The 21,121-nt window shown below is 67.4% G+C and carries 16 protein-coding genes; 5 read left to right on the top strand and 11 right to left on the bottom strand.

What is annotated here, in order from left to right; all coding sequences use genetic code 11:
- Nucleotides 1–50: 50 nt before the first annotated feature.
- The 7 genes from Q9Q95_RS04180 to Q9Q95_RS04150 all read right to left on the bottom strand — a co-directional run bounded on the left by Q9Q95_RS04180 (nucleotide 51) and on the right by Q9Q95_RS04150 (nucleotide 11,926).
- Entirely contained in the window at nucleotides 51–4,280 is a 4,230-nt protein-coding gene (locus Q9Q95_RS04180; RefSeq protein ID WP_306094128.1) for a translocation/assembly module TamB domain-containing protein, read from the bottom strand.
- On the bottom strand, nucleotides 4,280–6,376 hold the full coding sequence (locus Q9Q95_RS04175) for an autotransporter assembly complex family protein (RefSeq protein ID WP_371876689.1): 2,097 nt from the start codon (nucleotides 6,374–6,376) through the stop codon (nucleotides 4,280–4,282). The genes Q9Q95_RS04180 and Q9Q95_RS04175 overlap by 1 nt, the downstream gene beginning before the upstream one ends.
- Before the next feature lie 154 nt (nucleotides 6,377–6,530).
- Nucleotides 6,531–8,588, bottom strand: coding sequence for a malate synthase G (locus Q9Q95_RS04170; RefSeq protein ID WP_306094124.1), 2,058 nt, complete (start codon nucleotides 8,586–8,588; stop codon nucleotides 6,531–6,533).
- A 69-nt stretch (nucleotides 8,589–8,657) separates the two neighbouring features.
- Nucleotides 8,658–9,119, bottom strand: a complete 462-nt coding sequence (locus Q9Q95_RS04165) for a MarR family winged helix-turn-helix transcriptional regulator (RefSeq protein WP_306094122.1) — start codon at nucleotides 9,117–9,119, stop codon at nucleotides 8,658–8,660.
- Nucleotides 9,120–9,463: 344 nt separating this feature from the next.
- Nucleotides 9,464–10,870, bottom strand: a complete 1,407-nt coding sequence (locus Q9Q95_RS04160; RefSeq protein WP_306094120.1) for a coniferyl aldehyde dehydrogenase — start codon at nucleotides 10,868–10,870, stop codon at nucleotides 9,464–9,466.
- Nucleotides 10,870–11,679 (bottom strand): A24 family peptidase, encoded by an 810-nt coding sequence (locus tag Q9Q95_RS04155; RefSeq protein ID WP_306094118.1) that lies wholly within the window; start codon nucleotides 11,677–11,679, stop codon nucleotides 10,870–10,872. The genes Q9Q95_RS04160 and Q9Q95_RS04155 overlap by 1 nt, the downstream gene beginning before the upstream one ends.
- A complete protein-coding gene (locus Q9Q95_RS04150; protein ID WP_306094116.1) occupies nucleotides 11,666–11,926 on the bottom strand; it encodes a hypothetical protein in 261 nt (86 codons plus the stop codon). The genes Q9Q95_RS04155 and Q9Q95_RS04150 overlap by 14 nt, the downstream gene beginning before the upstream one ends.
- An 86-nt stretch (nucleotides 11,927–12,012) precedes the next feature.
- Here Q9Q95_RS04150 and Q9Q95_RS04145 point away from each other — a divergent pair, with 86 nt between their 5' ends.
- Nucleotides 12,013–13,200, top strand: a complete 1,188-nt coding sequence (locus Q9Q95_RS04145) for an acetyl-CoA C-acyltransferase (protein ID WP_306094113.1) — start codon at nucleotides 12,013–12,015, stop codon at nucleotides 13,198–13,200.
- Complete coding sequence (locus tag Q9Q95_RS04140) at nucleotides 13,197–13,769, top strand: hypothetical protein (RefSeq protein ID WP_306094111.1); 573 nt, start codon at nucleotides 13,197–13,199, stop codon at nucleotides 13,767–13,769. The genes Q9Q95_RS04145 and Q9Q95_RS04140 overlap by 4 nt, the downstream gene beginning before the upstream one ends.
- A 211-nt stretch (nucleotides 13,770–13,980) precedes the next feature.
- Here the strand turns inward: Q9Q95_RS04140 and Q9Q95_RS04135 are convergent, their stop codons facing one another.
- Nucleotides 13,981–14,457 carry an SH3 domain-containing protein gene (locus tag Q9Q95_RS04135; RefSeq protein ID WP_306094110.1) on the bottom strand — a complete coding sequence of 159 codons (477 nt, stop codon included), beginning with the start codon at nucleotides 14,455–14,457 and terminating at the stop codon, nucleotides 13,981–13,983.
- Nucleotides 14,458–14,550: 93 nt separating this feature from the next.
- On the opposite strand from Q9Q95_RS04135, the gene Q9Q95_RS04130 reads away from it, so the two are divergent.
- Both Q9Q95_RS04130 and Q9Q95_RS04125 read left to right on the top strand, forming a co-directional pair.
- Entirely contained in the window at nucleotides 14,551–15,549 is a 999-nt protein-coding gene (locus tag Q9Q95_RS04130) for a D-glycerate dehydrogenase (RefSeq protein ID WP_306094108.1), read from the top strand.
- 54 nt (nucleotides 15,550–15,603) lie between these two features.
- A complete protein-coding gene (locus tag Q9Q95_RS04125) occupies nucleotides 15,604–16,026 on the top strand; it encodes a DUF6766 family protein (RefSeq protein WP_306094106.1) in 423 nt (140 codons plus the stop codon).
- Nucleotides 16,027–16,157: 131 nt separating this feature from the next.
- Here the strand turns inward: Q9Q95_RS04125 and Q9Q95_RS04120 are convergent, their stop codons facing one another.
- The 3 genes from Q9Q95_RS04120 to Q9Q95_RS04110 all read right to left on the bottom strand — a co-directional run bounded on the left by Q9Q95_RS04120 (nucleotide 16,158) and on the right by Q9Q95_RS04110 (nucleotide 19,743).
- The gene (locus tag Q9Q95_RS04120; RefSeq protein WP_306094104.1) at nucleotides 16,158–17,561 is read right to left on the bottom strand and encodes a nitronate monooxygenase family protein; all 1,404 of its coding nucleotides are present in this window, start codon (nucleotides 17,559–17,561) and stop codon (nucleotides 16,158–16,160) included.
- Between the two features lie 67 nt (nucleotides 17,562–17,628).
- The gene (locus Q9Q95_RS04115; RefSeq protein WP_306094100.1) at nucleotides 17,629–18,762 is read right to left on the bottom strand and encodes a glycosyltransferase family 4 protein; all 1,134 of its coding nucleotides are present in this window, start codon (nucleotides 18,760–18,762) and stop codon (nucleotides 17,629–17,631) included.
- 111 nt (nucleotides 18,763–18,873) lie between these two features.
- Nucleotides 18,874–19,743, bottom strand: a complete 870-nt coding sequence (locus Q9Q95_RS04110) for an alpha/beta fold hydrolase (protein ID WP_306094687.1) — start codon at nucleotides 19,741–19,743, stop codon at nucleotides 18,874–18,876.
- Between the two features lie 18 nt (nucleotides 19,744–19,761).
- On the opposite strand from Q9Q95_RS04110, the gene Q9Q95_RS04105 reads away from it, so the two are divergent.
- Nucleotides 19,762–21,114, top strand: a complete 1,353-nt coding sequence (locus tag Q9Q95_RS04105; protein ID WP_306094097.1) for a protein adenylyltransferase SelO family protein — start codon at nucleotides 19,762–19,764, stop codon at nucleotides 21,112–21,114.
- The last annotated feature ends 7 nt before the right edge of the window (nucleotides 21,115–21,121 follow it).

Here is a 21,121-nt window from a genome sequence, read left to right as displayed (position 1 = left end):
CGGTCCCCTCCGGCGAGTTGCTTACACCAATGTAAATAACCCTGCCAGCGTCAATAATCGCGCGAGTAACGCAGGCTGACGCTCGACCCGCCGAACGATCCGGTCTGCGAGAGCAGGCTCAATGCGCGGGTGAGCGCGATCTCGAGCTGGGTCGCCGTGAAACCGCGGGCATCGGTGATGATCTCGATATAGATGTCGTCGGTGATGTATTTGCCCGCGGCGAGCGACGTGCCCCGGCCGCTTGCATCGTCGGCGCCGAGGATCCGCAGCCGATCGATCCCGGTCGCCGATTTGAGCTTGCCCAGCGGATTGAGCCCGCCGCCGGTCCCGCTCAGCGAATTGACCGCCGCGGCGAGCTGGATCGCCTCGGTTGCCGAGAGATTGGTCACGTTGGTGCCGAAGAACAGCCGCGCCAGCACTTCCTCCTGCGGCAGGCTGGGGTTCGAGGTGAACGCGATCTGCGGGCGCTGCGCGGTTCCCGACACGTTGAGGATCGCAGTGACCCCCTCCGCGGTCGTGGTCGCCGCGATGTCGATCGTCGGGTTCGAGATCTGGCTTCCCTGGAAGCGGATCGTGCCGCGGGTGATGTCGAAGCGACGGCTGGCGAAGCTGTAGGTGCCGCGCTCGATCTCCATGGTCCCGCGTACCACCGGCGCCGCGGTGGTGCCGCCGACGACGATGCGCGCGCTCCATTCGGATTCGAGGCCCATTCCCGACACGAAGATCCGGTTGTCGGCATTGATCCGCAGATCGAGGTCGAACAGTCCGGCGGCGCGTGCCGGCGCCCTGGGCGCGGTCTGGCCGTTGTCGACCAGCTGGCTCTTGCGGCGGATGCCGGTGAGTTCGGGAATCTCCGCGGCGCCCTGACGGATGATCTCGTATTTCGCTTCGGGAATCGTCAGCCGGCCCTCGATCCTCGAAACCTGCGGATTCTTGGTGATCGTGATCTTGCCGGTCGCGGTGGCGCCCAGCGCGTCGCTGCGCGCCAGCCGGGCATTGTTGAAGTCGGCGGTGAGGCTCATCGGATAGCCGTTGGCGGCGGACAGGCCGATCCGTCCTTGCGCGGTCACCGTGCCGTCGCCGGCGCGGCCACTCGCTTGCTCGAGGATCAATTCGTCGTCGGAGAAACGCCCGTCGATCTTCAGATTGGTGATCTGGGTGCCATAGGTCTCGTTGCCGTAGGTCAGGTTCTCGCCGCGCACGACGCCGACGAGCCGCGGATCGTTGACCCGTCCCGAGAAATCGGCGGCGATGCCGATCGGCCCGGTCAGATGCTGGTTGCTCAGGCCGGCCAGCGAGAAAGGCACCGCAGCCGGGCCGTTGTAACGGATTCCGCCCGAGAGCGGCGCCTCGGTCAGCCGCGTCGTCCAGCTGCCGGCGCCCGGGCCCAGCGGCCGCATCGTCGCCACGACGCGACCGATCGTAGTGGTGCCGCGCCTGATCAGCGCACGCATGTCGCCGCCATCGGGCAGCAATTTGCCGACGAAATTGACGTCGACCGGAGTCGACACCGTCGCGAGGCTCGAGCGGGTGAAATCGTCGATGTCGAGCCGGGCATCGGCGCTCGGGAAAGCGCTCGCATTGGGCTGGGCGAAGTCGATGCTGCCGCTGGCGGTGCCGCCGACGCCGATCCCCGGCAGGAAGCCGTTGACCACCGCGAGGTCGAGCTTGTCGAGCCGCGCCTGCAGCGCGATGCCATTGCCATAGCTGCCGGCCAGCCGCGCGCTGCCCTGATCGAAGTCGATCCGGGTGGGCAGCAGGCGATAGGTGTCGCCGGCAATATCGATCCGCGCCGGATTGACGGTGTGGAACCTGATCCCGCTCCCCTGCCCCTGCAGCGCCACCAGCCATTGCTTCGGCGACAGCCGGACATTCGCGGCAATCTGGAACGGAACCCCCGACGATCCGGTCGCGACTGCCTGGGCGGTGCCACTGCCTCCCTTGTAATCGATCTTCGCGCGCGCGGTCTTGAGCACGAAATCGCCGCGCCGCAGATTGGCGATCTGGGCGTCGGCGAGGATTTCGGGCGTGTCGGTGAGGAGAATGCTGGCCGAGACCAGCGCGCGGCCGATGGTCAGCCCTGCGTCACCCGGAATCGTCGCATTGAGAGCGCGCGCCTGCAGGTCGGCACGCTGGAACTTGCCTTGCGCGGCGAGTTCGGCGCTGCCGGTGACGCCCGATCCGGCGAAGCGCAAAGTCCCCGCAAACGGCCCGGCGCGGGTCTGCTGGAGCTTGCCGCTGATGTCCATGCCGGCGAAGCGCGCGGTATTGACGTCGACCGCCAGCGTCGCGCCGTTGCGAACCAGCACGTCGGCGGTGAACGGCCCGTAATCGGTGCCGCCGCTGGCGATGATCGCATAGGCATTGCCGCGCCCGCGCACTCGCGCCTCGAGATTGACGAGCCCGACGCCCAATCCGGGCTTCGCGGCGCGCAGCAGCACTTGCGGCGCCAGCATCGTGCCGGTCACGCGGGCGCTGAGCGGGCCGTAGACGGTCGAGACCGCATCGGCGTTGATCAGGATCGGTCCCGCCGGATCGTAGCGGCCCGAGCCGCGCAGGATGCGGAATTGCGGCGCACGCATGCGGATGTCGTTGACCGCGATGATCCCCTTGGGATCGAGCGTCACCCGCGCCGACGCCGTCGCATTGCTGCCGAGGAAATCGCGCACGCTTTCATTGCTCAGCTTGCGCGTCTCGGCGGCGACGTGGCCGCGAATGCCCCAGCCGCCGCCGGGCGCCGCGAACAGCTCGGCATCGGTCTTGAGATTGACCACGCCGACGCCGTTGATCGCATAATCATTGATCCGGCCCTTGATCGCGCCGGTGTAGCGCCCGGTGCTCATGTCGGCGGCGATGATCGCCGTGGCGTCGACCCGGTCCGAGCGCAGCCGCAGATTGTCCGACAGGATCTGGCTGCCCGAGATGGCGAGATCGCCGGCCACGGTGAGGTTGGTGACCAGTCCGCCGGCCGCGGCATTGAGTCCGCTCACCCGTTTCGCGCGGGCGCGGACCGGCACGAGGATCCGGTCGGCGTCGACACGTGCGCGGCCTTCGGCATAAAGCTGCTCGACCACGGTCTCGCCGAAGCCCAGGGAGGCGGCGCTGATCTTGTAATCGACCACCGGCGCGTTGAATGCGCCGTCGAGCGCGAGCGACGCGCGCACCGAACGGCCGTTGAGATTGGGCGCGATCGCGCCGGGGGTGAGCAGCATCGCGTCGACATTGAGGTTGCCAAAGCGATTGCGGCCGAGATCGACGATCCCCTTGGCCTCGACCGAGAGCGCCTTCGAATGCAGCTTCAGCTCGCCGTTCGCGGCGCGATCGCGCCACACCGCGTCAAGCGCAACGTCGAGCTGGGGCGCGGCCAGCCGCTCGACCGGCCCCTGCATGTACACGCCGGGCCAGGTCGGACCGCGCACCTGGAAGCGACCATTCTGCGCGGCGACGACGAGATCGGCGAGGCGCCGCCCGCCGAGCGTGCCGGTCGCCTGTCCCCGCCAGTTCGCCCAGCTGCCGCGGCCGCCGACGGTAACCGCCAGCGGCCGGTCGAGCCCGGCAACGCCGGTGACGAACCCGCCCACCGGCCCGTTGAGCTGCATGTCGATATCGAACTTGTTCGCCTCGGGAACCGCGTCGAGCTTGACCACCAGAAGGTCGCCGCCCGGCACGCCCGGCGCCGAGATCGTCCCCCCGTCGAGCGCAAGCTGCGCGCGCCCGCCGGCGATATGCGCCGTGCCCTTCAGCCGGCCGATATGACGCTGGCCGGCCACCGCGGGCGCCATGTCGATCCGCGCCACGTCGAGACGGGCGATGTCGATGTCGAGATCGGGCAGCAGCGGTCCGCTCGGATCGGTCGAAGGCTTGAGCGCGGGAAGCCGCAACAGCTTCACCTCCGGGCTGGTCAGGCTGCGGATGTCGACATGGTTCTTCAGATAGGCGAACGGCCGCCAGTCGAGCGCGATTTCCTTCGACGTGGCGAACACGCCTTGGGTGTCGCGCACCTCGACGTCGCGCAGCACCAGCGCGCCGTAGAGCGAGCCGTCGATCCGGCCGATGCGGAAATTGAGCCCCGAGGCGAGCGTCAGCCTGCTCAATTGCTGTGCGACGAAATTACGGCCCGGCTGGGTGTTGATCCCGATCGCCAGCAGCCCGGCGAGCAGCGCCAGCGCGCCGATCGCGATCGCCCCCCATTTGGCCACGCGCTGCCAGACCGGCGGTCGCTCGACTACGACCTGCTCGACGGCGTCGACGGCTTCGGGTGCGGGGGGCTCGGTCGCCATCAGAACGCCTGCCCGATCGAGATGTAGAGCGCGATCTTCGATTCGCCCGGCTTGCGCGCGATCGGCGTCGCCACATCGACCCGCAGCGGGCCGAAATTGGTGTAGAGCCGTCCGCCGATCCCGGCGCCGAAGCGCATGTTCTGCCCGGTCGGGTACAGCCCTTCATAGACCTGGCCGGCATCGACGAACGGCACGATGCCGAAATTGCCGAAGCGATAGCGCGCCTCGAGCGCAAATTCGTTGAGGCTGCGCCCGCCGACCGGGCGCCCGTCGGGCGAGCGCGGCCCGAGCTCCTGATAGCCGAAGCCGCGGACCGATCCGCCGCCGCCGGCATAATAACGCCGCGAGGGCGGCAGATCGTTGCGCGCGATCCCGGGGATCGAGCCGACCCGGGCACGACCGGCGATCACGATGCTCGACGAAACGGGGTAATAGGCAGTTCCTTCGAGCATCAGCCGCGCATAAGGCCGCGCCGCGCCGCGCACCGAAGTCTCCGGGCTGACATTGGCCTTGATCCGGAAGCCGCGGGTAGGATTGAGCAGATTGTCCGACGTGTCATAGCCGACGAAGCTCGGCAGCGCCGCGATCAGCCAGGTGCCGCGGTCGCGCGCGCCCTTGTTGAAATTATACTGGTCCTCGTTCGAGCCGACCAGTTCGGCGCCGTAGAAATAGGTCCAGCGCTTCTGCCAGATCGGCGTCGAGTCGCGCGACCAGCGCACCGCCAGCGTGCCGGTATAGGATTCGAACGCGGCATAGTCCGAATGGTTGACGCCGGCCTGAATCTGGAAGGTGCGATCGCGCTGCCCCGCGTTCGAGCGGCGAAAGGTCCCCGAAACGCCCTGCTCCTGCGTGCCGAGCACCGCGCTGGCGATCAGCGCGCCTTCGGGCGGGAACAGATTGCGGTGGGTCCAGCTGCCTTCGGCGCGGAAGCCCTGCCCGGTGCTGTAGCCGATCTCGCCGGCGAGCGTGCGCGGCCGGCCGCGATTCTGGGTGACGCGCAGGTCGACGACTTCGGTGCCGTCGGGCCCGGACCGGCCGGTGCGGATCGGCTCGACCGCGACGGTCGAGAACAGGCTGGTGGCGATCAGCGCCTCGCGCAGATCGTCGACCTTGCGCGCGTCATAGATCTGGCCCGGCTTGTATCGCCGCAGAAGCTCGATGTGATCGACCTCGAACACCGGGCGACGCCCCTCGGTGACGATCGCGCCGAATACCGAACGCGGGCCGAGCTCGACCGGCAGGGTATAGTCGCCGCGCTGGGTTTCCTCGTCGAGCAAGATGTCGCGCTCGCCGAGCTTGATGAACGGATAGCCCTGTTGCGGGAGGCGCAGGCTGACATTGGCCTCGGCGCCCTGCACACGCTCGGCCTGGATCGGATCGCCCGGGTTGAGGTTGAGCTCCTTGTCGAGCAGCCCCGCGGGAACGGTGGGGTCGCTGACGATCTTCACTTCGCCCAGCCGATAGAGATTACCGGGGGTGGCGGTGATCGTGGCGCGAAGATTGCCCGAATTCTTCGGATTCTGCTCGACCGTCGAAACCGCGGTGCCGTCATAATAGCCGAGCGACTGCATCAGCCGGAGCGCGAGCTTCTCGTCCTCGCGCGCCCGCGCCGCGACCATCGTCGCGTTCGCCGCCTTGCCGTCGCCATCCTCGAGCGCCGAGAGATCGCGGAACCGATCCTCCAGCCCGATCTTGTCGAGGCCTTCCACCACCGTGGAATAGCGTATCGACGCGATCTTCTCTTCGTCCACGCCTTCGATTTTGACCGGCTCGACCTTGAACTGGGCGAGCGGGGTCAGCGGCTCGGCGAAAGCCGGATCCTCGGCGGCCGGCGGCGGAAAGCTCTCGATCTGGCTGGTCACCGCACCCGGGGTCGCGGGTTGGGTGACCGGCGGCTTGTTGCCGAAATCCTGCATCGGCTCGAGCGGCGCATTGATGTCGTCGCTCAATTTGGGGAGCGCGGCCTCGAACTCGGCATCGGGAACGATCGTCTCGTCCTGCGGCGCGGTCTGCACGGGTTCGGAGCTGGGCAGCGACGCCGGCGCGCCCTGTCCCGGCTTCGGATCCGATACCTGCGCGCACGCGAGGCCGGGCAGGAACGCACTCCCGGCCAGCGCGGCAATCCACACCGCTTTCACCCCTTTTCGCACGCGCCTCCTCGGGAGCCGCGATCCCCGGCCCTCTCGCATGCGTAACGACCGATTTGCGCTTTGGCTCCCCCTTTACGCGATTCGCCAGCAAATTCAGCGGCTAGCCGAGCTTTGCGCGGGCCCGGAAGCGGTGGAGCAACGGCTCGGTATAGCCATTGGGCTGTTCCACCCCTTCGAAAATCAGCGCGCGCGCCGCCTGAAAGGCCAGGCTTTCCGCCTCGCGGCCCGCCATCGGCCGGTAGAGCGAATCGTCGGCGTTCTGCGCGTCGACCTTCGCCGCCATTCGCCGTAGCGCCGCCTCGACATCGGACGTGCTCGCCACCTCGTGGAGCAGCCAGTTGGCGATGTGCTGCGACGAGATCCGCAGGGTCGCACGGTCCTCCATCAGCCCGACATCGTGCACGTCGGGGACCTTCGAGCAGCCGACACCCTGATCGATCCAGCGCACGACATAGCCGAGAAGGCCTTGCGCATTATTATCGAGCTCCTGCGCGACCTCCTCGGCCGACCAGTTGCGCCCCTGTGCCACCGGAATGGTCAGCAAAGGCGCGAGACCGGGCACCGGTTCTGCTGCGATCGTGCGTTGGCGGGCGAACACGTCGGTACGATGATAATGCAGCGCATGGAGCGTCGCGGCGGTCGGCGACGGCACCCACGCGGTGTTCGCTCCCGCTTCGGGGTGCGCGCCCTTCTGCGCGAGCATATCGGCCATCCGGTCGGGCGCGGCCCACATGCCCTTGCCGATCTGCGCCTTGCCCGACAGCCCGCAGGCGAGGCCGATTCGGACGTTGCGATCCTCATAGGCCTTGATCCAGCTGGTGGCCTTCATCTCCCCCTTGGGCACCATCGCGCCGGCGCGCATGCTGGTGTGGATCTCGTCGCCGGTGCGATCGAGGAAACCGGTGTTGATGAAGGCGATGCGATCCTTGACCGCGTGGATGCACGCCGCGAGATTGGTCGAGGTGCGCCGTTCCTCGTCCATCACCCCGACCTTGATCGTGTGCCGCGCCAGCCCGAGCAGATCCTCGACCGCGTCGAACAGCCGATTGGTGAACCCGCATTCCTCGGGCCCGTGCATCTTGGGCTTGACGATGTAGATCGATCCGGCGCGGCTGTTGCGGAAGGTGCCGAGCCCGCGCAGGTCGAACAAGGCGATCAGGCTGGTGACGATCGCGTCGAGAATGCCCTCGGGTGCCTCCTGCCCGTTCTCGAGCAGCACCGCCGGGGTGGTCATCAGGTGGCCGACGTTGCGGACGAACAGCAGCGAACGCCCGGGCAGGCCGCCGCGATCGGGGTTCAGCTGCCGGGTCACCGTCCGCCCGCCCTTGTCGAAGCGTTCCTCGAGGTCGCCGCGCATCAGGCCGAGCCAATTGGCATAGGCCGCGACCTTGTCCTCGGCGTCGACCGCTGCGATCGAATCCTCGAGATCGACGATCGTGGTGAGCGCCGCCTCGAGCAGCACGTCGGCGATGCCCGCAGGATCATCGCGCCCGATCGGATGGTCGCGATCGACCCCCACCTCGATATGCAGCCCATTGTGACGATACAGCCACGGCGCGACTTGCTGCGCGGGATCGCGAAGCACCGGCTCTCCCGTCAGATCGGCCCAGCTTCCTTCGGCGAGCGGTACCGCCTCGTCGAGAAACGCCTTGGCGGAAGCGATCACCTGTGCGCCGCGTTCGCGATCGTAACCGCCCGGTTTCGCCACCCCCGGCAGTGCGTCGGTGCCGTACAACGCGTCGTACAGGCTGCCCCAGCGGGCATTCGCCGCATTGAGAACGAACCGGGCATTGAGCGCAGGCACCACGAGCTGCGGCCCCGCCATCGTTGCGATCTCGGCATCGACATGGGTCGTGCCGATCGTGAACGGCGCCGGGTCGGGCACCAGATAGCCGATCTCGCGCAGGAATGCCTCTTGCGCCCGCGGATCGGCGGCACGGGCCGGATTCTCGGCCGACCAGCGGTCGATCTCGGCCTGAAGATCGTCGCGTCTCGCCAGCAACGCGCGGTTCTCCGGGGCGAAGCGCGCGAAGATGTCCGCTGCGCCCGTCCAGAACGCCCGCGCCTCGATCGCAAGATCGGGCAGCACGCGCGTCTCGACGAAGCGTGCGAGCGCCTCGCCGACCTTGAGCCCCGCGCGATCGAGATAGACGGACATGCAGATTCCTCCTGGCAGCTTCGCAACGCGCCTGGGGAGGGCAAGCGCGACCTATCGGGCGCGGCGTCGCTAATCAACCCCGCGATCGAGCGCGATCGCCGCGGCCTCGATCCGCTCGAGCATCGCGCGCAACTGTTCGCGCTCGGCGTCGGACAAGGTTTCGAAGATGCGCCGCTCGAATTCGAGCGCCTTGGGCGCCACCTGCTCGTAGAGCGCCCAGCCCTGCTGCGACAGCGTCAGCAGATGCGAACGCTGGTCGTCGGGATTGGCGCCGCGCTGGATCAGCCCGCGCTCGGCGAGCGCGATCGCGGCGCGGCTCACCGTCACCTTGTCCATCCGCGTCCGCCCGCACAAAGCCTGCTGGCTCATCGCGCCGCCCTCGGCGAGCACCGCGACCAGCCGCCATTCGGGAATGCGCAGCCCAAACAAGGTGCGATAGGCGCTGGCTACGGCGTCCGACACCGTGTTCGAGGCGATCGAGAGCCGATACGGCAGGAATTCATCGAGCTTGAGCGTCTGCGCCATCACCATACCGTGCTGCCAACATGCCGTCGCCGCAAGCGACAACGTTGTACGATTGCAATTTGTGCAATGATACCGGTATCACTTCGCACTTGCAACATAACCCGCTGCGCTGCAGAAAGATCGGGCCTTTCAGGCATCCTCTCCTAAAACTTTCAAACGGCCGCCCCTCGGGGCGGCCTTTTTTTTGCGCATTCCTCCCCGAGCTTGTCTCGGGGAGGGGGACCGCGCGAAGCGTGGTGGAGGGGCCGCGTCGCAGACGCGAGGCTGGGTCATCCGCGAGTACGTCACCACGGCGCCCCTCCACCAGCCTGCGGCTGGTCCCCCTCCCCGAGACAAGCTCGGAGAGGATTTCATTTCATCTGCCGCCTGATCGTCGCCCAAGTCGCCTTGCCGTATGGCGGCCTCATCCCCGCGAGCTTCGCCACGTCGAGCCGCGGCTGCCTGTAGATGCTGCGCGCATGGCTGAAGGTGCGGAAGCCCGCCTCGCCGTGATACGCCCCCGTCCCCGACGGGCCGATCCCGCCGAACGGCAACTCCTCCTGGCTGACATGGAAGATCACATCGTCGAGCGTCACCCCGCCCGAGATCGTCCGGTCGAGCACGCGCCGCCGCTCGTCGCCGTCGCTGCCGAAATAATAGAGCGCGAGCGGCCGGTCGCGCCGGTTCACTTCGGCCACTGCGTCGTCGATGTGCCGATAGCTGCGCACCGGCAGGACGGGGCCGAAAATCTCTTCCTGCATCACGATCATGTCGTCGGTCGCGCCGCGGATGATGTGGAGCGGCATTTTCCGCGAATTGGACGCGGCGAAATCCTCGCTCGCCGGATTGACCGCGATCACCTCGGCCCCCTTGGATCGCGCATCCTCGACCCATTGGTGCAGCCGTGCATGGTGCCGGTCGTTGATCACCGCCGTGTAATCGGGGTTGGCGAGCAGGCCCGGATACATCGCCGCGGCGGCGCGGGTCAGCCCCGCGACGACTGCATCCTCTTTCTCCTCGGGCACCAGCATGTAATCGGGGGCGAGACAGATCTGCCCGGCGTTGAGCATCTTGCCCATCACCACTCGCCCGGTCGCCTGCGCGATGTCCGCCGAGCGCCCGACCACCACCGGCGATTTGCCGCCGAGCTCGAGCGTCACCGGCACCAGATTGTCGGCGGCGGCATGCAGGATATGCTTCGCGATCCCCGTCGCGCCGGTGAACAGCAGATGGTCGAAGGGCAATTCGGCAAAGGCCTTGCCCACCTCCGGCCCGCCGCTGACAAAGGCGAGTTCCTCGGCGGCGAAATAACGCGGCGCCAGTTCCTCGAACAAGGCGGCGACAACCGGCGTGAACTCGCTGGTCTTGACCATCGCACGGTTGCCCGCGGCGAGCACCCCGGCAAGCGGGCTCATCACCAGATTCACCGGGAAATTCCACGGCGCGATGATCCCGACCACGCCCTTGGGCTGATATTCGATCCATGCGCGCCCGCCGAGCAGCCCCAACGGGAACATCGCGGCCTTGCGCTCCGACTTCGCCCATCGCGCGACATGCTTGCGCGCGTGGCGGAGCGGCCCGACCGACGCGGCGATGTCGGTGATCATCGATTGTTCGCGGCTGCGATGCCCGAAATCCTCCGAGAGCGCATCGCAGAGCCGCTCCGCATTGTCGGCGACCATCGCGACCGCGCGCGCGAGCCGGTCCCGGCGCATTTCGAGCGAAACCGGCAGCTCGGCCATGAACGCAGCACGCTGACGATCGAGCAATTCGCGCATCACCGGGGCTCCGTGAATTGGGTAGTCACGACAATCTCATCCGGCGCAGGGTGCGGCGTCAATGTCTGGCCGATCCATATCGTGAACGCGGCAGCGGCGAGCATCACCCCGAATGGCAATCGGTCGGTGGCGGTGACCCTGCGGCCGCCCAGATAAAGCCCGAGCACCGCTGCCAGCCCAATCAATGCGGCGGCGAGCAACACCAGGGGCAGCGCCTGCCAGCCGAGCCAGCAGCCGATCGCGCCGAACAATTTGGGATCGCCCCCGCCCAGTCCCTGCCGCCCGCGGATCAGCCGGTAACCCGCCGCGATCGCCGCCAGCGCCGCATAGCCGCCGATCCCGCCGATCAGCCGCACATCCATGGCCGGCGCGATTCCGAGCAGCCCGGTGGCCAGGCCCACCGCCGCCAATGCGCCAGTGAGCAGATTGGGTAGCCAGAACGCAGCGAGGTCGAGCGTCGCGAGCGCCAGCAACAGCCAGCCGAACACCGCGCCGGTGACGCCCTCCAGCCCCGGCGCGGCCAGCCCCGCCGCCACCCCGACCGCGCACCCGACGGCTTCGGTGGCGATATGGCCCGGATGGATCCCCGCACCGCAGTCCCGGCAGCGGCCGCGCTGGAGCACGAAGCTGATCACCGGCACCAGTTCGCGCGCGGCGAGGCCCTTGCCGCATCCGTCGCATTGCGAACGTCCCCGGAGCGCCGATCGCCCCTCCGGCCAACGAATCGCCACCGTCGCGATGAAGCTGCCGAAGACCAGCCCGAGCGCTCCGAGCAGCACCGGCCACAGCCAGGCGTCAATCGCCATCATGCGGCGGCCGCTTGCGGATCAGGTAGCGATAGACGCCGAAGACATTGATGCAGAACAGGACGAGGTTTTGCGTCCAGAGCGGCTCGTCGTCGGACAGGAAGGCGCCGCTGATCCAGCAAATGCTCGACGCGACGAACAAGGCGAAGCCCCAGCCGGTGACTCGCCGGCCGAAATCGAGCGACACCATGAAGGCGGCGATGATGCCGCTGATCGATGCTGCCCATTTGAGGATGTCGACGAGCGTCATGCGGTTGCTTCCTTGGGGCTGGGTCACGGCTTTTGCAAACGGCCGCGCGGATCACTAGATCGCCCCCAACAAATGAGAGGAAAACAATGTCCGCCGACGACATCGTCATCGCTTCCTATGCCCGCACCCCGATGGGCAGCTTCCAGGGCTGTCTGACCGGCGCGAGCGCCACCGATCTCGGTGCCACCGCAGTCGGCGCAGCGGTCGAGCGCGCCGGGCTCAAGGGCGACGCGATCGAGCGGATCTATATGGGCTGCGTGCTCCCCGCCGGCCTCGGCCAGGCGCCCGCGCGCCAGGCGGCGCTGGGTGCCGGGCTGCCGCATCACATCGAGGCGACGACGATCAACAAGATGTGCGGATCGGGGATGCAGGCCGCGATCATGGCCGCCGATGCGCTCGCCGCGGGCTCGGTCGACCTGCTCGTCGCCGGCGGCATGGAGAGCATGACCAACGCGCCCTATCTCTCGCTGCGCCACCGCGGCGGCGCGCGGATCGGGCATGACGTGCTCAAGGATCACATGTATCTCGACGGGCTCGAGGACGCCTATGAGCCGGGCCGTCTGATGGGCAGCTTCGCCGAGGAGACCGCGCAGGAATATCAGTTCACCCGCGCGGCGCAGGACGCCTTCGCGATCGCCTCGCTCGAACGCGCACAAAAGGCCCAGCGGTCGGGCGCGTTCGATCGCGAGATCGTCCCCGTGGAAGTGAAGGGCCGCAAGGGCACCGCCACGGTCACTTTCGACGAGCAGCCGGCCAAGGGCGATCTCGCCAAGATCCCGACGCTCAAGCCCGCTTTCTCGAAGGACGGCACGATCACCGCCGCCAACGCGTCTTCGATCTCGGACGGCGCCGCGGCGCTGGTGATGACGCGGCGGAGCGTCGCCGACCGGCTCGGGCTCAATCCGGTCGCCCGGATCGTCGCCCATGCCGCGCACGCCCATGCCCCCGCGCGCTTCACCACCGCGCCGGTGTTCGCGATGCGCAAGGCGCTGGAAAAAGCCGGCTGGCAGATCGGCGACGTCGACCTGTTCGAAGTCAACGAGGCATTCGCCTGTGTCGCGATGATCGCGATGCACGATCTCGGCATTTCGCACGACGTGCTCAACGTGCATGGCGGCGCCTGCGCGCTTGGCCACCCGATCGGCGCCAGCGGCGCGCGGGTGCTCGCGACCTTGCTGTCGGCACTGGAAACCAACGGCCAGAAGCGCGGACTCGCCTCGCTCTGCATCGGCGGCGGCGAGGCGACCGCGATGGCAGTGGAGTTGCTCGATTGAAGCCAGCACATTGGCTCGGCGCCGCCGCGATCTGCCTCGCCGCGCCGGCCTCGGCCGGCCCGGCCGGCTGGCCTGATCTCGCGCCGATCCGGCTGCGCGCCGGGATCAACCAGGTTCCCGACATTGCCGGCGACGGCAAGCCTGGGAGCATCCGTCTCGACTGGCACGACAATGGCAATGCGTGGAGCTACGACATCTTCACCGTCAAGGTGAACGGATCGGTCGCGACGGTCGAAGGCAAAGACCGTTTCACCGACAGTCCGCACACCGGCGAGGACGTCATCGCCTCGGTCCGCTTCGCCCGCGGCGCGCATCGCGGCCGCGCAACCACGTTCGCGCTCATCTCGCATCGCGACGTGGTCGAGAGCGTGCCCGATCCCGCAGTCACCACGATCACGCTCTATGCGCTCGAACGGAACAGCGGCGCGGGCGCGCGCTACGTCTTCACGAGGGTCGCGCAAATGACTCCGACGCGGCGCTATTGCCATGCCGATATGGCGCTCAATACCGAGCTCGGCTTTCCGCTGACCAAAAGCTATGACGGGCTGCCCTCGATCGACGGCTGCTGAGCGGACGGGGCCTTGAACCACCGTCATCCCGGAAGCCGATTTTCTTCAAATCTGGGATTTGATCAGAAAATCGAGCTGTCCGGGATCCACCGGGAGGCAAGCATCCAGCGTAGAGGTGGATCCCGGACTGAACGCTTTCCAGCGTAAAACCTGCGGTTTTCCGGGAAAGCCTAACATCCGGGATGACCAAATGGGCTGATGGATCGAGACCTCAGTCCACCACTTCGCCCGGCTCGACGCCCCAGATGTGCGACTGCTCGATATAGCCGGCGCGGCCGCCGACGTCGAAGCGGCACCAGTTGCTCGCGCATTTGCTGATCCGCCCGACCACGCCGGGCTCGACCCGCCAGTTGATGTGCGCGTCCGGCTGCGGCGCCGAGCGAAGCTCGGTCACCGTGCCAACGACGATCGCAGTGCGGCGCTCGTCGAGAAAGTTGCGCAGCATCCAGCCCTGGGTGCCGCCGGGGTCCTCGACCTTGCGCCACTCCCCATAGATGTCGAGCACCTTGAGCGGCAGATCGCGCCTTTTGTAGAGCCAGCTCGCCGGATAGTTGCGCCCGGGGCCCGAGCGCAGATGCGCCTTGTCGACGTCGATCGACACCCAATAAGGCGGCTTGCGCTGCGCGAACGCAGGCACTGCCAACGCCAGCGCCACGATCCCCGGCACTATCCAACCGCCCAGCCGCATTCGATCCCCCTTCATCGTTTCCGCTGATACTGCGGTGATGCCCCGCGCTTCAACCCGTTGACTGCGCGCGCCGCGAGCGCCAAGCCGCCCTGAATGGCACAGACTGCGCGCCCTTCCCGCCCCCGCGTGACCGTCACCCGGACGCTGCCCGATTCAGTCGAGACGCGGATGGCCGAATTGTTCGACGCAGCGCTCAATCCCGACGACCGGCCGATGGACCGCGCCGCGCTCGCCGCCGCGATGGCCGATACCGACGTGTTCGTCCCCACCGTCACCGACCGGATCGACGCCGAACTGATCGCCGCGGCGCCCGACCGGCTGCGGCTGATCGCCAATTACGGCAACGGCGTCGGCCATATCGATCTCAAGGCCGCGCGCGAACGCGGCATCACCGTCACCAACACGCCGGGGGTGCTGACCGAGGACACGGCCGACATGGCGATGGCGCTGATCCTCGCCGCGCCGCGCCGGCTGATCGAGGGCGACAAATTGGTCCGATCGGGCGAATGGACCGGCTGGCGGCCCACCGGCATGCGCGGGCACCGCATCGGCGGAAAGAAGCTCGGCATCCTCGGCATGGGCCGGATCGGCCAGGCCGTGGCGCAGCGCGCCCGCGCCTTCGGCCTCCAGATCCATTATCACAATCGCCACCGCATCCCCGAAGTCGCCGAGGCCCAGCTCGGCGCGATCTTCCATGCCGATCTCGATGCGATGCTCGAGGCGGTCGACATCTTGACCATCCACACCCCGCACACCGAAACCACCGGCGGATTGATCGACGCGCGGCGGCTCGACCTGCTCGGCCCCCAGGGCTGGCTGATCAACACCGCGCGCGGCGAGATCGTCGATCCCGCGGCGCTGGTCGCGGCGCTCGAGGGCCGGCGGATCGCCGGCGCCGGGCTCGACGTCTATGCGAACGAGCCCGCGGTCGATCCGCGGCTGGTCGCGCTCGACAATGTCGTGCTGCTTCCGCATCTCGGCTCGGCGACGTTCGAGGGCCGCGAGGCGATGGGCGTCAAGGTCATCGCCAATATCCGCTCGTGGGTCGACGGCCATCGCCCGCCCGACCAGATTCTCGACGGCTGGCTCTGATCTTCGGAACCGCCCGCTTCCTGGACCGGTTCTCCGCCGCAAAGGAGAATCGCGATGAAGAAATACGGCTACGCCTGGATCACCCTCGGCTTCTTCCTCGTGTCGCTGGCGCTGCACTGGGTGTTCGGATGGAGCAGCTATGTCGACGAAGCCCGCGAGCACGGCCAGGTCGCCGAGACGTCGGGCTATCTCCACGAGATGCTGCGCGACACGTTCGAGAACTGGCAGTCCGAATTCCTCCAGTTGCTCTGGCAGGTCGTCGGGCTGGCCTACTTCCTCTATGTCGGATCGCCCTCGTCGAAGGAGAATGACGACCGGATGGAGGCCAAGGTCGATGCCTTGCTCCGCCTGCAGGCCGGCACCGGCCGCGGCCAGGAGATCATCGACGAGCTCGACGATCGCTATCTGCGCGCCCATGGCCACGCCAAGCCGCATGCGCACGGAGCCGATCCGGTGGTGGGCAGCGGGAGGGAGTAAGGCGGCAGATCAAGTCCTCCCTCGCGCAGCGGGGGAGGTGGCAGGCGTAGCCTGACGGAGGGGGCTTGGCCGCACGCACCTCGCTGGTGGAGAGGCCCCCTCCCCCCACTTCGCGAGGGAGGATTAGAACCTCAATCCCCCGTCAAAATCCGGTCGACGAGCTGCTTCACCGTCGGCACGAAGCCGTTCGAATAGAATGGATCGCGCTTGAACTGGTACGCGCCATGGCCGGCGAACATCAAATTCTCGTGCACCGGGCCGCCATGCGCGATGTCCTGCAGCGTCTTCTGGATGCAGAAGCTGCGCGGATCGGCGAGGCGGCCGGTCGAATTGGTCTCCGTATCCGCCCAGGACGAGAATTGGCACTGGCTGAGACAGCCCATGCAATCGGCCTGGTCCTTGCGGATAATTCCCTTCTCCTCCTCGGTGACGAAGACGAGCGTGTTGTCGGGCGTCTTGAGCGCCGAGGTGAAGCCCAGCCCGAACCATTCGCGCGCGCGCAGCAGATCGTTGCGGGTCACCCAGAAATTCTTGCCCTTCACGCCGACGTCGAGCTGGAAGGTGTGATCGCCGGCATGCTCGGTCGAATAGGCGATCTGGCGCTCGCTGCGCGCCTCGAGACTGCGCAGGAACGGATTGCGCACCGCGGAAGAGTAGAAGCCGGTCGGCGAGAAGCGGTGGAGCAGGATGTCACCCTCCTCTAGCGTCATCAATTCGTTCTTCCACGCCTCGGGGATCGGGCTCTCCTTGGTGAGCAGCGGCCGCGTCCCGAACTGGAACGCGATCTTCCCCAGCTCGGGATTGTCGATCCAGTCGTTCCAGTCGCGCAGATACCAGACGCCGCCCGCCATCACGATCGGCACGTCGTCCGAAATGCCGCCCTCGCGCATCGTCGCGCGCAGGTCGCGGACGCGCGGATAGGGATCCTGCGGCACCAGCGGGTCCTCGGCGTTGCTGAGGCCATTATGGCCGCCGGCGAGCCACGGATCCTCATAGACCACCGCCGCCAGCCATTCCGCCGCCTTCGAATAAGCCCGCTTCCACAGGGCGCGGAAGGCGCGGCCCGAGCTGACGATCGGCAGATAGCTCACCCCGTAGGACGCAGTGATCTCGCTCAATTTGTACGGCATGCCCGCGCCGCAGGTCACCCCGGCGACCATCCCGCGGGTGCGCTCGAGCACCCCGTGCAGGATCCGCTGCGCGCCGCCCATCTCCCACAGCACGTTGATGTTCACCGCGCCCTTGCCGCCGGCGATCTCGAATGCCTTCTTCACCTGGGTGACGGCACCCTCGATCGCATATTCGACCAGTTCTTCATGCCGCTCGCGGCGGGTCAGTGCGCGATAGATTTGCGGGATGATCTTGCCCTCGGCGTCATAGCTGTCGGCGTTGACCGCGCTCACCGTGCCGATGCCGCCCGCCGCCGCCCAGGCGCCCGCGCTCGCATGGTTCGTCGCCGCGACACCCTTGCCACCCTCGACCAGCGGCCAGACTTCGCGGCCGTTATAGTTGATAGGTGTCAGACCCTTGAACAAATTGACCTCCGGTAGAAATTTTGGCGGGACGCTATACGCAACGGGGATCGGACGCGAGCGGCAATCATCACCCTAACACACCCGGCCGTCCCATCGCCGCACCATAGAGCCGGGCATAGCTGGCGACCATCTGGGCCTCGTCGAACAACGCACGGGCGCGCGCGCGGTTCTGTTCGCCGATATAACGCATCGAATCCGGATTGCGCACCAGGGTGTCGATCCGGTCGCGCAGGTCAACCTCGTGATGGCGCGGCGCGAGGAACGGCTCGTTCTCCGGCGACACCATCACCGGGATGTCGCCCACCCGGGTCGAAACCACCGCCAGCCCCGCCGCCATCGCCTCGAGCACCGAGATCGGCGCCTGCTCGCTCCTCGACGACATCGCATAGATGTCGAACAGCCCCATATAGCGATGCGGCTCGGGGACGAAGCCGGGAAGGATCAACTGATCCTCGATCGCCATCGCCTCGGCCTGGTCGATGATGTTCTGCCGCTCGGGCCCCTCGCCGAGGATCACCAGCTTGAACCGGGCATTGACCCCGGCGCAGGCGCGGACCAGCATCGGCAGGTCCTTGACCGGGCGCAGCCCCGCGACGCAGCCGATGATGAATTCGCCCTCGCGCTTGTTCTGGAGCTGCGGGATCAGCTTCGGATCAGGCTTGTTAGCATAAAGCGCCGTCGGCACGCCGTTGGCGATGCGGTGGATGCGCGCCGCCGGCTGGCGCCAATGCTTCAGCGCCACGCGCTCGAGCACATGGCTCGGCACGACGAGCGCGTTGGCGGCGGGGAGCGCGATCCGGCGATACATGTTGCGCACCGGATTGAGCCGCTCGGCCTCGTCCTGGTTGAACCCGTCCTCGTGATGGACGATCGGCGGCAGCCCCTTGCCGAACACCCGCGCCGCCATCACCCCGTCGATCGCGCCCCAATTATAGGTCAGCACCAGATCGAAGCGCCGCATGAACCGGGCGATCTCCTCGTAGCGCTTGACCGAGGGCCGGCCGGAAAGCGGCGGCGGATTCTGCGCGATCTCGTATTTGATGCCTTTGGCGATCGCATCGCGCGCGCCGAGCTGATCGGGCATCGCCGAGACGATCGTGTGCCGCGCGCGATCGCCGAACGCGTTCATCAGCCGGACGGCACGCGCTTCCTTGCCGCCATAGTTGAAGGTCGAATGGAGGTGGAGGATATGGATCGACATGCTCTAAATCTCCCCTCCCGCTTGCGGGAGGGGTCGGGGAAGGGGCTGATCGGAGGTCATGACGCGCGGCTTCATGCCCTCCCCTAACCCCTCCCGCAAGCGGGAGGGGAATTAGACGGCAATCTTCGCCAACAGACGCTCGATCCCCGCCACCGCCTCGGGTTCGTCGAGCGTCGGCGCATGGCCGACCCCCGCCACCGTGACCAGCTCCCCCTCGGGCAACCGCGCCAGCATCTTCTCCGCGGTCGCCGCGCTCAATATGTCGGAGCGCTCGCCGCGGACGATCAGCACCGGCTTGGCCTTCATCGCATCGATCGTCGGCCACATGTCCGGCCCGGTCTCGTTGCCCGGCACCCGGAACGGCTCGGCGATCTTCATGTCGTAATCGAGCACGATCCGCCCCGAGCTGTTCACCCGATACAGTCTTTTGGCCATGCGCAGCCAATCCTCGGTGCCGAAGCCCGGATAGACATCGGCATTGCTCTCGGCGACCGCGCGCGCGGCGTGCATCCAGGTCGGGTGCCAGATCGCCTTGCCGACATAGCTGCGGATCCGCGCCAGCCCGCCCGGATCGAGCTCGGGGCCGACATCGTTGAGCACCGCGCCGGCCAGCTTGGCGCCGTCGGTCGCCGCCAGCAGCATCGTGACCAGCCCGCCCAGCGACGTCCCCACCGCGACGAACCGGTCGATGGCCAGCTCGGCGAGCAGCGCCTCGACGTCCTGCAGATAAGTCAGCGGGACATAGGACATCGGGTCCTTGGCGTACGCGCTGTCGCCGCGCCCGCGAAACTCGACGAGCAGCACGCGCCGCGCACCCGCCAGCCGGATGGCGAGGCCCTCATAGTCGCGGGCGTTGCGGGTCAGGCCGGGAAAGCAGAGCACCGGCGGCTGGTCGTCCGCCCCGGCATAATCGCGGTAATGCAGCCTCAGGCCGTCTTTCGACCACCAATAGCCATCCACATAGTTGCGCCGCTCGCCCATCCGTCCCCATATCGCCGCATGGCTTTCACTCCGCAACAGGCGATCCTCGAACTTGGACCCGCCTTCTACGATCCGGTCACCGCCGCCCGCTTCCCCGAAACGATCCTGCGCTTTCGCAACGATCGCGCGGCGGCCGAAATCGGACTCCACGACCTGGGCGACGAACAATGGATCGCGCATTTCGGCCGGTTCGAGCCTTTGCCCGGCACCCTCGATCAGCCGCTGGCGCTGCGCTATCACGGCCACCAGTTCCGCGTGTACAATCCCGAGATCGGCGACGGCCGCGGCTTCCTGTTCGCGCAAATGACCGACGATCGCGGCCGATTGATGGATCTCGGCACCAAGGGTTCGGGCCAGACTCCGTACAGCCGCTTCGGCGACGGCCGGCTCACCCTCAAGGGCGGCGTCCGCGAGATCCTCGCCACCGAGATGCTCGAGGCGCTCGGCGTCGAGACCTCGCGCACCTTCTCGCTGATCGAGACCGGCGAGGCGCTCGAGCGCGGCGACGAACCTTCCCCGACGCGCTCGGCGGTGCTCGTCCGGCTCAACCACGGCCATATCCGCATCGGCACCTTCCAGCGGCTCGCGTACGGGCAGGACGTCGAGAATCTCGCGCGGCTGACCGACTATGTGCTGCGCCATTATTTCGGCGAGGAGCCCGGCGACGATGCCCCCCAACGGCTGCTCGGCCATGTCGCCGCGCGCACGGCGCGCATGGCGGGGCAGTTCATGGCGGCGGGCTTCGTCCATGGCGTGCTCAACAGCGACAATATCAACGTCACCGGCGAGAGCTTCGATTACGGCCCATGGCGCTTCGCGCCGAACTGGGCGCCGGGGTTCACCGCCGCTTATTTCGACCAGAGCGGTCTTTACGCCTTCGGCCGCCAGCCCGAGGCGATTTATTGGGATCTGATGCAGCTCGCCAGTTCGCTGCGGCTGATCGCCGAGGAAGCCCCGCTGATCGAGGCGATGGAGATCTTCCCCGAAATCTTCCAGCGCACGGTGGCCGAGGCGATGCTGTGGCGGCTCGGCGTGGTGCCGCGCGGCCCCGAACACGATCGCCCGCTGATCGGCGCGATCGAGCGCGCATTGGTCGAGACCGAAACCCCGATCGACCTTTTCTATTTCCATGGCTTCGGCGGCACCCTGCCGGAGCGCTTTGGCGCGCCCTTCGCCGAGCTTCGCGCCCAGCTCGCGCACTATGCGCCCCGCAAGCCGCGCGATCATCCTTATTGGTCCGATGCGGCGCCGTGCGCGATGCTGATCGACGAAGTCGAGGAAATATGGGCGCGGATCGCGCAAGGCGACGATTGGGCGCCGCTAAATGGCAAGGTCGCCGCGATCCGACGGATGGGCGAGGCTTTGGCCTGAATAATCT

It is taken from the genome of Sphingomonas sp. DG1-23, assembly GCF_030730875.1.
Lineage (GTDB): Bacteria > Pseudomonadota > Alphaproteobacteria > Sphingomonadales > Sphingomonadaceae > Sphingomonas.
The sequence above is the reverse complement of the archived record's forward strand: the minus strand, read 5'-3'. Positions and strand labels throughout refer to the sequence as shown.